Genomic DNA, 13,278 nt, shown 5'->3' with positions numbered 1-13,278 from the left:
TTTAAATATCATTATTAAAGGAGGCCATTTTAATGGCAGTAAAAGTAGCAATTAATGGTTTTGGTAGAATTGGTCGTTTAGCATTTAGAAGAATTCAAAACGTTGACGGTATTGACGTAGTAGCAGTAAATGACTTAACAGATGACGAAATGTTAGCTCACTTATTAAAATATGATACAATGCAAGGTCGCTTCACAGGAGAAGTTGAAGTTGAAAATGACGGATTCCGTGTTAACGGTTTAGAAGTTAAATCATTCTCTGAACCAGATCCAAGTAAATTACCTTGGAAAGACTTAGACATCGATGTTGTATTAGAATGTACTGGTTTCTTCGCTGACAAAGAAAAAGCAGAAGCTCACATCAATGCAGGTGCTAAAAAAGTATTAATTTCTGCTCCAGCAACTGGTGATCTTAAAACAATCGTTTACAATACGAACCACACTGAATTAGATGGTACAGAAACTGTAGTTTCAGGTGCTTCATGTACTACTAACTCATTAGCTCCAGTAGCTAAAGTATTAAACGATGACTTCGGTTTAGTTGAAGGTTTAATGACTACTATTCACGCATACACTGGTGATCAAAGTACTCAAGATGCTCCACATCCAAAAGGCGACAAACGTCGTGCACGTGCAGCTGCTGAAAACATTATCCCTAACTCAACTGGTGCTGCTAAAGCAATTGGCTTAGTTATCCCTGAAATCGCTGGCAAATTAGACGGTGGCGCTCAACGTGTTCCAGTTGCAACTGGTTCATTAACTGAAATCACTGTTGTATTAGAAAAAGACGTAAGTGTTGAAGACGTTAACAAAGCAATGAAAAATGCTTCTAACGAATCATTTGGTTACACTGAAGATGAAATCGTTTCTTCTGACGTAGTTGGAATGACTTATGGTTCATTATTCGATGCAACTCAAACTCGTGTAATGACTGTTGGCGATCGTCAATTAGTTAAAGTAGCTGCTTGGTACGATAACGAAATGTCTTACACTTCACAATTAGTTCGTACATTAGAACACTTAGCAACTCAAGCTAAATAATTTGAAGCATAAATTAATTTAGCAAGCCTAATGTGCTTTGTTAAATTTAACGATAAGCTTAGGAGTAAGCGGGGAGCACAAACGCTTCTCCGCTTATTTTACTTTATTGTTCCATTAAGAGGAGGAAGTTTAGATGGCTAAAAAAATTGTATCTGACATAGAATTAAAAGGTAAAACTGTACTTGTCCGTGCTGATTTCAACGTCCCAATGAAAGATGGAGAAATCACAAACGATAACCGTATCGTTCAAGCATTAACGACTATCAATTATATTATTGATGAAGGTGGTAAAGTCGTATTATTCTCTCACTTAGGTAAAGTTAAAGAAGAAAGTGATAAAGCAGAATTGACTTTAAAACCTGTTGCAGAAGCTTTATCAGAAAAATTAGGTAAAGATGTTAAATTCATACCTGAGACTCGTGGCGAACAACTTGAACAAGCCGTTAAAGACCTAAATGACGGAGATGTTCTTTTAGTCGAAAATACTCGTTTTGAAGATATTGACGGTAAAAAAGAATCTAAAAATGATCCTGAATTAGGTAAATACTGGGCTTCACTTGGTGACGTATTTGTAAATGATGCGTTTGGTACAGCTCACCGTGAACATGCTTCTAATGTAGGTATTGCATCTAACTTAGAAACTGTTGCAGGATTCTTAATGGAAAAAGAAATCAAATATATCGGTGGTGTAGTTGAGAACCCTGAGAAACCTGTAGTTGCAATTATTGGTGGAGCTAAAGTTTCAGATAAAATTGGTGTGATCACTAACTTATTGAATATTGCTGATAAAGTAATCATCGGTGGCGGAATGTCTTATACATTCTTTAAAGCACAAGGTAAAGAAATTGGTTTATCATTATTAGAAGAAGATAAAGTAGATTTCGCTAAAGAATTATTAGAACGTGCTGGTGACCAAATTGTATTACCAGTTGATTGTAAAGTTTCAAAAGAATTCTCAAATGATGCAGTAATTACTGAGGTTTCTATAGATGATATTCCAGCTGATCAAGAAGCAATGGACGTTGGACCAAAAACTGTAGAATTATTCAAAGAGCAATTACAAGGTGCGCATACAGTAATCTGGAATGGACCTATGGGTGTATTTGAATTAAGCAACTTTGCTAAAGGTACAATTGGAGTTTGTGAAGCAATTGCTGGCTTAAAAGATGCAAATACAATTATTGGTGGCGGCGATTCAGCTGCAGCGGCAATTTCATTAGGATATGCAGATGATTTCAGTCACATTTCAACAGGTGGCGGTGCATCATTAGAGTACCTAGAGGGTAAAGAATTACCAGGCGTTGTTGCAATCGCTAATAAATAAACGCACAACTAGTAAAATGATAGACATTGATGAAACGCTTTAAAACGTTTCATCATAATTAACTAATAGGAGTGTAATATAATGAGAAAACCAATTATCGCAGGTAACTGGAAAATGAACAAAACTGTTCAAGAAGCTAAAGATTTTGTTAACGCATTACCAGCTTTACCAGATACAAAAGAAGTAGAATCTGTTATTTGTGCACCAACAATTCAATTAGATGCTTTAGTTACATTAGTTAACGATGGTAAAGCACAAGGCTTACAAATCGGTGCGCAAAATGCATATTTCGAAGATAACGGTGCATTTACTGGTGAAACTTCTCCAGTTGCATTATCAGACTTAGGTGTTAATTTTGTTGTTATTGGACATTCAGAACGTCGTGAAATTTTCCACGAAACTGATGAAGAAATTAACAAGAAAGCACATGCTGTATTCAACCATGGCATGACACCAATCATCTGTGTAGGTGAAACAGATGAAGAACGTGAAAGTGGTAAAGCAAACGAAGTTGTTGGCAACCAAGTTAAAAAAGCTGTAGAAGGTTTATCTGAAGAACAATTGAAACAAGTTGTTATCGCATATGAACCAATCTGGGCTATTGGTACTGGTAAATCATCAACTGCTAAAGATGCAAACGAAATGTGTGCATTCGTAAGAGAAACAGTTGCAGAATTATCTAGCCAAACAGTTGCAGATGCAACTCGTATTCAATATGGTGGCAGTGTTAAACCTAACAACATCAAAGAATACATGGCTGAATCAGATATTGATGGTGCATTAGTAGGTGGCGCATCACTTAAAGTTGAAGATTTCGTCCAATTGTTGGAAGGTGCAAAGTAATATGGCTAAACAACCAACTGCATTAATTATTTTAGATGGTTTTGCAAACAGAGAGAGCGAACACGGTAATGCTGTGAAACTAGCTAACAAACCCAATTTTGATCGTTACTACAGTAACTACCCAACAACTCAAATCGAAGCAAGTGGTTTAGATGTAGGTCTTCCAGAAGGCCAAATGGGTAATTCAGAAGTTGGACATATGAATATTGGTGCCGGACGTGTTGTTTATCAAAGTTTGACTCGTATCAATAAATCAATTGAAGACGGGGATTTCTTTGACAATGACGTATTAAACAATGCAATTCAACACGTAAAAGATAATCATTCAGCGCTTCATCTTTTTGGTTTATTATCAGACGGTGGCGTGCATAGTCATTACAAACATTTATTTGCTTTATTAGAACTAGCTAAAAAGCAAGGTGTTGAAAATGTTTATGTACATGCATTCTTAGATGGACGTGATGTAGACCAAAAATCTGCATTAAAATATATCGAAGAAACTGAAGCTAAATTTAAAGATTTAGGCATTGGCCAATTCGCATCTATCTCAGGACGTTATTATGCAATGGATCGTGATAAACGCTGGGATAGAGAAGAAAAAGCTTATAATGCTATCCGTAATTTCGATGGAGAAACATTTGAGTCAGCAAAAGCTGGTGTCGAAGCAAATTATGCTAAAGATTTAACAGATGAATTTGTTGAACCGTTTATCGTTACTGATCAAAATAACGGTATTAATGATGGCGATTCAGTAATATTTTATAACTTCCGTCCGGATAGAGCAGGACAACTTTCTGAAGTATTTACTGACAAAGCATTTGAAGGCTTTAAAGTAGAGCGAATTAATGACTTATTCTATGCAACATTTACGAAATACAATGATAATGTTGATGCAGAAATTGTTTTTGAAAAAGTTGACTTAACTAACACAATTGGTGAAGTTGCTCAAGACAACGGTTTAAAACAATTGCGTATTGCCGAAACAGAAAAATTCCCACATGTAACTTATTTCATGAGTGGTGGACGTAATGATGAATTTGAAGGTGAACGTCGTCGTTTAATTGATTCACCTAAAGTTGCAACTTACGATTTAAAACCAGAAATGAGTGCATACGAAGTTAAAGATGCTTTAATAGAAGAATTAGACAAAGGTGATTTAGATTTAATCTTATTAAACTTTGCTAATCCGGATATGGTTGGTCATAGTGGTATGCTTGAACCAACTGTTAAAGCAATAGAAGCTGTAGACGAGTGTTTAGGTGAAGTCGTTGATAAAATTATCGATATGGGTGGTCATGCAATCATTACAGCCGATCATGGTAACTCAGACATGGTATTGACTGATGATGACCAACCAATGACGACACATACGACAAATCCAGTTCCTGTAATTGTTACTAAAGAAGGCGTAACATTACGTGAAACAGGTCGTTTAGGTGACTTAGCACCAACATTATTAGATTTACTTAATGTTAACCAACCAGAGGATATGACTGGTGAATCATTAATTAATCATTAATCATTTTTAAATTAAAGATGAGAAAGCAACAATGTTTTAAATACATGAATTTTTTTAAAATTAGTGTTGTTTTAAAGCATGGACAAACAAATTAAAAACAATTAAATTACTTTGTATTTATAGCTTTAGAGGCTATAATGAAGAGGAAATTTAATATTTCTAAACTACTTATTTATAAAGGAGATTATAAACATGCCAATTATTACAGATGTTTACGCTCGCGAAGTCTTAGACTCACGTGGTAACCCAACAGTTGAAGTAGAAGTATTAACTGAAAGTGGCGCTTTTGGTCGCGCATTAGTACCATCAGGTGCCTCTACTGGTGAACATGAAGCAGTAGAATTACGTGACGGTGATAAATCACGTTATTTAGGTAAAGGTGTTATTAAAGCAGTTGAAAATGTTAATGACATTATCGCACCAGAAATTATTGAAGGTGAATTTTCAGTTTTAGAACAAGTATCTATCGACAAAATGATGATTCAATTAGATGGTACTGAAAATAAAGGTAAATTAGGTGCTAATGCTATTCTTGGTGTTTCAATCGCCGTAGCTCGTGCAGCAGCTGATTTATTAGGCCAACCACTTTACAAATATTTAGGCGGATTCAATGGTAAACAATTACCAGTTCCAATGATGAATATTGTAAATGGTGGATCTCACTCAGATGCTCCAATTGCATTCCAAGAGTTCATGGTATTACCAGTTGGTGCAGAAACATTTAAAGAATCATTACGTTGGGGAGCAGAAATCTTCCACAACCTTAAATCAATCCTTAAAAAACGTGGTTTAGAAACAGCAGTAGGCGATGAAGGTGGCTTCGCTCCTAAATTCGAAGGTACTGAAGATGCTGTAGAAACAATTTTAGAAGCTATTAAAGCAGTTGGTTTAGAACCAGGTAAAGATGTATTCTTAGGTTTTGACTGTGCTTCTTCAGAATTCTTCGAAGACGGCGTTTATAACTACGCTAAATTCGAAGGAGAAAATGGTGCTAAACGTACAGCAGAACAACAAGTTGACTACTTAGAAGAATTAGTTAACAAATATCCAATCATCACAATTGAAGATGGCATGGACGAAAACGACTGGGACGGTTGGAAAGTATTAACTGACCGTATCGGCGATCGTGTTCAATTAGTTGGTGACGATTTATTCGTTACAAACACTGTTAAATTATCTGAAGGTATTGAAAAAGGTATTGGTAACTCTATCTTAATCAAAGTTAACCAAATTGGTACTTTAACTGAAACATTTGACGCTATTGAAATGGCTCAAAAAGCTGGTTACACAGCAGTTGTATCTCACCGTTCAGGTGAAACAGAAGATACTACAATTTCTGACATCGCTGTTGCAACAAATGCAGGACAAATCAAAACAGGTTCATTATCAAGAACTGACCGTATTGCAAAATACAACCAATTATTACGTATTGAAGATGAATTATACGAAACAGGTAAGTTTGACGGACTTAAATCTTTCTATAATTTAGCTAAATAATACACAGTTAAAAAAAGAGTTCACGCGCTAACACGCAAGTCATTGACTTGCGTGTTTTTTATAGCCCTGCTTTCTCAATGAAATTGAGAAAGTAGGACTAAGAAATTGAGATTAGTAGGACTATAAAATGAGGTTTGGCATTGCAGTATCTTAACGTTATATATACCAGATAGGAACATTTCAATACATTTATTTCTAATTACTTTCTATTTAAATAGTAGGAGTTGTTTAAATTGTTCATATTTCACTTTGAAACTGATATAATTAAAGATGTAAATTATAGAAGGAGCCCTAACTTATTATGGATTTAAAACCGAGTTCAAGAGAAACGAAAACGGCTCATCTGATTGCATATAGTTCATTAATCATCGCCATTCTTTATGCTATACATTTATTTGTTATTTTAGATGATAGTGTCGTTAAGCAAATGCTACTCAATAGTGGACAGAAACCGTCAGATAACGCTATTGGAACGATTAAAAATAGCTTTCAGTTTACCGGTGTGATGTACATACTTGCAAACTTAGCAGGTATCATTTCAATTTGGAATAGACACACGTATTTATGGTGGTTTATGTTTGCTGTATTCACTTCACAAATTTTATATAACCTCATTAATATTGGCGCTGTTTATGGGGCGATATTAGATAGTAAATCTATGATTAATGTTCTTCCGTTAACGATTGTAATGGTGATGTCATTCATATTAGCAATTTATATGTTTATCGTTTCAATTAAACGCAAAAGTACTTTCAACAGATAGAAGTTTGCTAAAAAAGACGAACGTGTGATATAATGCGATTCGTATATAATGAATGGAGGACAATTTTCATGCATACATTAATCACGATCCTTTTAATTTTAGATTGTATTGCATTAGTAACTGTTGTGTTACTCCAAGAAGGTAAAAGTAATGGACTATCAGGTGCGATAAGTGGTGGCGCCGAACAGTTATTTGGTAAACAAAAGCAACGTGGCATCGATTTATTCTTGCATAGATTAACAATTATATTGTCTATCATTTTCTTCTTATTAATGTTAGGCATAAGTTATTTTGGTTTATAAGGTCCGACAATGTTAAAGTCGGGCTTTTTTATTTATAATGGATATATAAGATATTGAAATTATAGTGAATGATAATATAAATGATATAAATAGATTATTAAAGTAGTTAAAAGCATAAGCGAAAGGGTTGGATCACGATGCAAATCAAACTTCCAGAACCATTCTTTTTTGAAGAAGGTAATCGTGCAGTACTATTGTTACATGGTTTTACTGGAAATTCATCAGATGTTAGACAATTAGGTCGATTTTTACAGAAAAAAGGGTATACATGTTATGCACCACAATATGAAGGACATGCAGCACCACCTGAAGAGATATTAGAATCAAGTCCTTACGTATGGTATAAAGATGCATTAGATGGCTATGACTTTTTAGTAGAAAAAGGTTATGATGAAATTGTAGTTGCTGGGCTATCCCTTGGTGGCTGTTATGCATTAAAATTAAGCTTAAACAGAGATGTTAAGGGTATTGTAACCATGTGTTCACCTATGTACATTAAGACTGAAGGAGCTATGTTTGAAGGCGTCCTATCATATGCTCGTAACTTCAAGAAGTATGAAGGTAAAGATGAAGCTACAATTGAAAAAGAAATGGACGCATTTAAACCTACTGAGACCTTGAAAGAACTTCAAGGCCAAATTCAAGATGTGAGAGATCATATAGATGAAGTGATGGACCCATTATTGGTCATTCAAGCAGAACAAGACCAAATGATTAACACGGATTCTGCAAACATTATATACAATGAAAGCGAATCTGATGATAAAGATATTAAATGGTATGCGAATTCAGGGCATGTCATTACAATAGACAAAGAAAAAGAAGCTGTATTTGAAGATTTATACCTCTTTTTAGAATCATTAGATTGGTCTGAATAGAAATTAGAATTATTTATTAATAGAAAGGAGGGGCATAATGAATTTAAAACAATCCATTGAAGCGATTATTAAACAACCAGATTATGAACCAATGTCAGTATCTGATTTTCAAGATGCCTTAGGCTTAAATAGTGCCGACTCATTTAGAGATTTAATTAAGGTGCTTGTAGAATTAGAACAAACTGGTTTAATTGAACGTACCAAAACAGATAGATACCAACGCAGGGAATCTAATAAAGGAAAACAATCCAAGTTGGTAAAAGGTAAATTAAGCCAAAATAAAAAAGGATTTGCATTCTTACGTCCAGAAGAAGGTGACACGGATGACATCTTCATTCCACCGAATAAGATCAATAGAGCGATGGATGGAGATACTGTCCTAGTTGAGGTGCAAAATTCTAAGGGAGACCATAAAGGAAAAACAGAAGGTGAAGTTAAATCTATAGAGACCCATTCAGTCACACAAGTGGTAGGGACATATAGTGAAGCGCGTCACTTTGGTTTTGTAATCCCTGATGATAAGCGTATTATGCAAGATATCTTTATACCAAAAGGTCAGAACCTGGGTGCTATTGATGGTCATAAAGTATTAGTTCAAATTACTAAATACGCAGATGGCACAGATAACCCAGAAGGCCATGTATCAGCTATTTTAGGTCATAAGAATGACCCAGGTGTAGACATCTTATCTATTATCTACCAACATGGCATAGAAATTGAGTTTCCAGATAATGTATTATCTGAAGCAGAAGCAGTGCCAGATCAAATTGAGCCTTCAGAAATTGAAGGACGTCATGATTTACGTGACGAATTAACAATTACTATTGATGGGGCAGATGCGAAGGATTTAGATGATGCAATCAGTGTTAAAAAATTAAGCAATGGCCATACGCAGTTAACTGTAAGTATTGCCGATGTAAGTTATTATGTGACAGAAGGTTCTGCTTTAAATGCAGAAGCATACGAACGTGCAACAAGTGTTTACTTAGTTGATCGAGTCATTCCTATGATCCCACACCGTTTAAGCAATGGTATTTGTTCATTGAACCCTAATGTAGACAGACTTACATTAAGTTGTCGCATGGAGTTGAACGAACGTGGCGAGGTAGTTAAACACGAAATATTTGATAGTGTAATTCATTCAAATTATCGTATGACATATGATGAAGTAAATGAAATTATTACTGATCAAAATGCAGAAACACGTGAAAAATATAGCGAAGTCACACCAATGCTTGATTTAGCACAAGATTTATCTGAACGTTTGATTCATATGAGAAAACGTCGTGGAGAAATTGACTTTGATATTAGTGAAGCAAAAGTACTCGTGAACAGTGAAGGTATTCCAACAGACGTAGAATTGAGAAAACGTGGTGAAGGTGAGCGTCTGATTGAATCATTTATGCTAGCTGCAAATGAAACGATAGCTGAACATTTTGATCGTTTAGAAGTTCCATTTATCTATCGTGTACATGAACAACCTAAGTCAGAGCGTTTACGTCAGTTCTTTGATTTTATTACTAATTTTGGCCTTATGATTAAAGGTACGGGGGAAGAAATTGATCCTTCTACACTTCAAAAGATCCAACAAGAAGTTGAAGGTCAACCTGAACAAATGGTTATTTCAACGATGATGTTACGTTCTATGCAACAAGCACGTTATGATGATGTGAATTTAGGACACTTTGGTCTTTCAGCAGAGTACTATACGCACTTCACATCACCTATTCGTAGATATCCGGATTTAATTGTTCATAGACTTATCCGTAAGTATATTGTAGAAAAATCTATGGATAAGAAAGCAATGAATAAATGGGAAGATGCTTTACCAGAAATTGCTGAACATACTTCTCAAAGAGAACGTAGAGCAATTGAAGCTGAACGTGATACGGATGAGCTTAAGAAATCTGAATATATGGTACAACATATAGGTGAAGAGTTCGAAGGTATTATTAGTTCAGTTGCAAACTTTGGTATGTTTATCGAATTGCCGAATACTATTGAAGGTATGGTGCACGTATCTAATCTAACAGATGACTATTATCATTTTGATGAACGTCAAATGGCTATGATTGGTGAACGCCAAGCTAAAGTATTCCGTATCGGAGATCCTGTAACAATTAAAGTGATTAACGTTGACGTCGATGAACGTATGATTGATTTCCAAATCGTTGGTATGCCTTTACCCAAAAATGATCGTGGCAGCCAAAGACCGGCACGCGGTAAGACGATTCAAGCTAAGACACGTGGTAAATCATTAGATAAGTCTAAAGATGATAAGCAAAGTCAAAACAAGCGCAAACCACGCAAAGGAAAAAATCAACGTAATAAAGCTGACAAAGGTAGCGGCAATACGAAACACAAACCATTTTATAAAGATAAAAATGTTAAAAACAAAGCACGTAAGAAGAAAAAATAACTCAACAAAGAGGTGAAACTCAATGCCAAAGAAAAAATCACCAGGTACGTTAGCTGAAAATCGTAAAGCGAGACATGATTATAATATTGAAGATACGATTGAAGCGGGCATTGTGTTACAAGGGACAGAAATTAAATCGATTCGTCGTGGTAGTGCCAACTTAAAAGATAGTTACGCACAAGTCAATCGGGGTGAAATGTATTTGAATAACATGCATATTGCTCCTTATGAAGAAGGCAATCGTTTTAATCATGATCCACGTCGTTCACGGAAGCTATTATTACACAAGAGAGAAATAGAGAAGCTTGGTGAGCGCACACGTGAAGTTGGCTATTCAATTGTTCCTTTGAAACTTTATCTTAAACATGGACATTGTAAAGTCTTGCTAGGCATTGCGCGTGGTAAGAAAAAATACGATAAACGACAAGCTTTAAAAGAAAAAGCAGTCAAACGTGATGTAGCTAGAGAGATGAAGGCCCGTTATTAAGCGAAAATATTGCCAAAGACCCTAATCTTTGGTAATATTGAATGTGCTTTCTAAAAGCTCTATAACAATGATAGAGTGAACAGAAAGTACATTTAATTATTATTCTGGGGGCGTTTTTGGATTCGACAGGGGTTCCATGAGCTAGTTAAGCGTGTCGGAGGGTTGTCTTCGTCACTAACACACTCAGTTATAATAACTGGCAAAGAAAACAATAATTTCGCAGTAGCTGCGTAATAGCACTCTGCATCGCCTAACAGCATCTCCTATGTGCTGTTAACCGCGATTCAACCTATAGTAGGATACGCTAGGCACTGCCGTTTGAAGTCTGCCTAGAAGAGATCAATCAAACTAGCGTAATGATGGATGTCTATCACCTCCCATTATGCGAAACCTAATGATAGACTACGCACGTAGAAGTGCTAGTATCAGAACCTCTGGACGCGGGTTCGAATCCCGCCGTCTCCATACATAAACCTTTATACACAAGGGTTTCAAGCTAGCAAGTGTCAAATATGTGTCAAGAGAATAATTCTCTGACACGTTGGCCTTGCTCTTTTTTATGTTCATCTAGAAGATGTGAATACGTGACGAGTGTAATCGATATACTAGAATGTCCTAAACGTTTACTAATATATTCGATAGGCAACCCTTTAGAAAGCAAATAAGAAGTGTGGGTGTGTCTTAAAGCATAAGGTGTTATAGAATCATCATTTAGCTCTATTTGTTTTTAGCAAAATTAAAAGATTTTTTTACAGCGTTATGACTTAATTTGAATAATTTTCCATCAACTCGTTGTGGAAGGTTAGCGAGTTTAGATTTAATCAATAAAACATCTTTTGTTGTAACTTCCACAAATCGATCAGCGTTACTTGTTTTTGTACCTCTCAAATGAATAATACCTTCTTTAGAATTCAAATCAATGCTTGTCATATTAATAGCATCACTATACCTTGCACCAGTTATACCTAATACATAAAGGAAAATATAACTTTGTTCTTCTCTGGATTTAAAATACTCAATTAATTTAAGATAGTTTTCTATAGTTATATACTTTGTAGCTTCTTCTTTTGCTTTTTTAGTGCCTTTGATATCAACTTGATATGTCGTGTCTTTTTTATATAACCGTCATACACCGCATCTCTGAGACAAGGGGATTATACAACCGTTTACTTTCCATACAGTTTCATCAGTACGTCCTTTACCAAACTCATTTAAAAATTTCTGATACTCTGAACGCTTAATATTTTTAATTAAGTAATTTTCCCCAAACCATTCATCGAATAACTTTAGAGAGCGTTCGTACCAATAATATTATTGCGATGCTACATGTTTTTTATTTTTAATTTCCATCCAATCTTTGTAGTAATCCTCGAAAATTTTATTATCATCTCCTAAATCTCTGATTAATTGTTGCGCTGCATAAGTAGCTTCTCCCTTAGTATTAAATCCAGACTTTCGCTTTTTACCAGATTTAAAAGTAGGGTCTTTCACATCGTATTGCCAAGAAGTTGATGTTTTATTTTTTCGTTTTGTCACTGTAAATGTTGCCATATTAACCATTCCTCCTAAAAAAGATAAAAATATATAGGGCAGTAGTGACTGCCCATGGAATTATAGATTTAATAATTCTTTTTTCTTAGTGTCGAATTCTTCTTGTGTCAAAGCTCCCATATCTAATAGCTCTTTTAACTGTTTCAATTCTTCGTACGGTATTTTGTTTTGCTGTATACTTTCTACGTTTTTTTCTGAAGGCTCTTCCTCATATTTGACATTATCATCATAAATACTTCCGTGTTCGTTTTCAAAAGCTATTCTCAAACGTTCAAATGTTTCTTGAAACTGATCAAAGAAAAGTTTTCTATCCCTTTCGTCGGTGAAATTAATTTTTATATCTATTTTTTCTTTCCAGCTATGGAGAATTACTCCTTTTTCTAAAAATTTATCGTGAAATTTAAAATCGTCTAATTCAGATATCTTAAATTCAAATATGCCTTTACGTGTGATAATCAAAACGGGAATCTAATGTTATTAATACTCCACCTGACATAAATACTTTGCTACCTACAGTAGGTACACAGTCAGATTCAAAATCTATTACTTCATTTGCATACTTTGATGCATTAAATTTATCCCAAAATTTTTGTTTCATTTGATTTTCTCCTTTGTTTATACGTTTTTTATATTAAAGGACACACGTTTGAAAAGA

The 13,278-nt window shown here is 34.9% G+C and carries 12 protein-coding genes, 1 other RNA gene and 1 pseudogene; 11 read left to right on the top strand and 3 right to left on the bottom strand.

What is annotated here, in order from left to right:
* Window positions 1-32 precede the first annotated feature (32 nt).
* The 11 genes from gap to ssrA all read left to right on the top strand — a co-directional run bounded on the left by gap (window position 33) and on the right by ssrA (window position 11,540).
* Window positions 33-1,040 (top strand): type I glyceraldehyde-3-phosphate dehydrogenase, encoded by a 1,008-nt coding sequence (gene gap, locus QMO72_RS10415; protein WP_103267810.1) that lies wholly within the window; start codon window positions 33-35, stop codon window positions 1,038-1,040.
* Window positions 1,041-1,173: 133 nt separating this feature from the next.
* Window positions 1,174-2,364, top strand: coding sequence for a phosphoglycerate kinase (locus tag QMO72_RS10410; RefSeq protein WP_103267811.1), 1,191 nt, complete (start codon window positions 1,174-1,176; stop codon window positions 2,362-2,364).
* Window positions 2,365-2,445: 81 nt separating this feature from the next.
* Window positions 2,446-3,207, top strand: a complete 762-nt coding sequence (tpiA, locus tag QMO72_RS10405; RefSeq protein ID WP_103267812.1) for a triose-phosphate isomerase — start codon at window positions 2,446-2,448, stop codon at window positions 3,205-3,207.
* 1 nt (window position 3,208) lies between these two features.
* Window positions 3,209-4,726: a 2,3-bisphosphoglycerate-independent phosphoglycerate mutase gene (gpmI, locus tag QMO72_RS10400; RefSeq protein ID WP_103267813.1), complete on the top strand. Its 1,518-nt coding sequence runs from the start codon at window positions 3,209-3,211 to the stop codon at window positions 4,724-4,726.
* Window positions 4,727-4,918: 192 nt separating this feature from the next.
* Window positions 4,919-6,223: a surface-displayed alpha-enolase gene (eno, locus tag QMO72_RS10395; protein WP_103267814.1), complete on the top strand. Its 1,305-nt coding sequence runs from the start codon at window positions 4,919-4,921 to the stop codon at window positions 6,221-6,223.
* 301 nt (window positions 6,224-6,524) lie between these two features.
* On the top strand, window positions 6,525-6,986 hold the full coding sequence (locus tag QMO72_RS10390; RefSeq protein WP_069823253.1) for a hypothetical protein: 462 nt from the start codon (window positions 6,525-6,527) through the stop codon (window positions 6,984-6,986).
* A 68-nt stretch (window positions 6,987-7,054) separates the two neighbouring features.
* Complete coding sequence (gene secG / locus QMO72_RS10385; protein ID WP_103267815.1) at window positions 7,055-7,288, top strand: preprotein translocase subunit SecG; 234 nt, start codon at window positions 7,055-7,057, stop codon at window positions 7,286-7,288.
* A gap of 137 nt (window positions 7,289-7,425) precedes the next feature.
* A complete protein-coding gene (locus QMO72_RS10380; RefSeq protein WP_103267816.1) occupies window positions 7,426-8,166 on the top strand; it encodes an alpha/beta hydrolase in 741 nt (246 codons plus the stop codon).
* Window positions 8,167-8,203: 37 nt separating this feature from the next.
* On the top strand, window positions 8,204-10,585 hold the full coding sequence (gene rnr, locus QMO72_RS10375; RefSeq protein WP_103267817.1) for a ribonuclease R: 2,382 nt from the start codon (window positions 8,204-8,206) through the stop codon (window positions 10,583-10,585).
* A 22-nt stretch (window positions 10,586-10,607) separates the two neighbouring features.
* The gene (gene smpB / locus QMO72_RS10370) at window positions 10,608-11,072 is read left to right on the top strand and encodes an SsrA-binding protein SmpB (protein ID WP_046837239.1); all 465 of its coding nucleotides are present in this window, start codon (window positions 10,608-10,610) and stop codon (window positions 11,070-11,072) included.
* A gap of 106 nt (window positions 11,073-11,178) precedes the next feature.
* Window positions 11,179-11,540, top strand: a transfer-messenger RNA (tmRNA) gene (ssrA, locus tag QMO72_RS10365).
* Between the two features lie 49 nt (window positions 11,541-11,589).
* On the opposite strand, the pseudogene QMO72_RS10360 reads toward ssrA, so the two are convergent.
* From QMO72_RS10360 to QMO72_RS10350, 3 genes and pseudogenes are all read right to left on the bottom strand, one after another.
* Window positions 11,590-12,623, bottom strand: a pseudogene (locus QMO72_RS10360) (tyrosine-type recombinase/integrase).
* A gap of 60 nt (window positions 12,624-12,683) precedes the next feature.
* A complete protein-coding gene (locus tag QMO72_RS10355) occupies window positions 12,684-13,082 on the bottom strand; it encodes an SHOCT domain-containing protein (RefSeq protein ID WP_286093189.1) in 399 nt (132 codons plus the stop codon).
* Window positions 13,066-13,221, bottom strand: coding sequence for a hypothetical protein (locus QMO72_RS10350; RefSeq protein ID WP_286093188.1), 156 nt, complete (start codon window positions 13,219-13,221; stop codon window positions 13,066-13,068). The genes QMO72_RS10355 and QMO72_RS10350 overlap by 17 nt, the downstream gene beginning before the upstream one ends.
* Window positions 13,222-13,278: the final 57 nt, after the last annotated feature.

Source organism: Staphylococcus casei (genome assembly GCF_030294405.1).
Lineage (GTDB): Bacteria > Bacillota > Bacilli > Staphylococcales > Staphylococcaceae > Staphylococcus > Staphylococcus succinus.
This window is presented reverse-complemented; position numbering and strand designations above follow the sequence as displayed.

Excerpts from the sequence above, each read along its gene's own strand:
- tpiA (WP_103267812.1), top strand. The coding sequence starts at position 2,446 with ATGAGAAAACCAATTATCGCAGGTAACTGGAAAATGAACAAAACTGTT.
- rnr (WP_103267817.1), top strand. The coding sequence starts at position 8,204 with ATGAATTTAAAACAATCCATTGAAGCGATTATTAAACAACCAGATTAT.
- eno (WP_103267814.1), top strand. The coding sequence starts at position 4,919 with ATGCCAATTATTACAGATGTTTACGCTCGCGAAGTCTTAGACTCACGT.
- QMO72_RS10380 (WP_103267816.1), top strand. The coding sequence starts at position 7,426 with ATGCAAATCAAACTTCCAGAACCATTCTTTTTTGAAGAAGGTAATCGT.
- smpB (WP_046837239.1), top strand. The coding sequence starts at position 10,608 with ATGCCAAAGAAAAAATCACCAGGTACGTTAGCTGAAAATCGTAAAGCG.
- QMO72_RS10350 (WP_286093188.1), bottom strand. The coding sequence starts at position 13,221 with ATGAAACAAAAATTTTGGGATAAATTTAATGCATCAAAGTATGCAAAT.
- secG (WP_103267815.1), top strand. The coding sequence starts at position 7,055 with ATGCATACATTAATCACGATCCTTTTAATTTTAGATTGTATTGCATTA.
- gap (WP_103267810.1), top strand. The coding sequence starts at position 33 with ATGGCAGTAAAAGTAGCAATTAATGGTTTTGGTAGAATTGGTCGTTTA.
- gpmI (WP_103267813.1), top strand. The coding sequence starts at position 3,209 with ATGGCTAAACAACCAACTGCATTAATTATTTTAGATGGTTTTGCAAAC.
- QMO72_RS10390 (WP_069823253.1), top strand. The coding sequence starts at position 6,525 with ATGGATTTAAAACCGAGTTCAAGAGAAACGAAAACGGCTCATCTGATT.
- QMO72_RS10410 (WP_103267811.1), top strand. The coding sequence starts at position 1,174 with ATGGCTAAAAAAATTGTATCTGACATAGAATTAAAAGGTAAAACTGTA.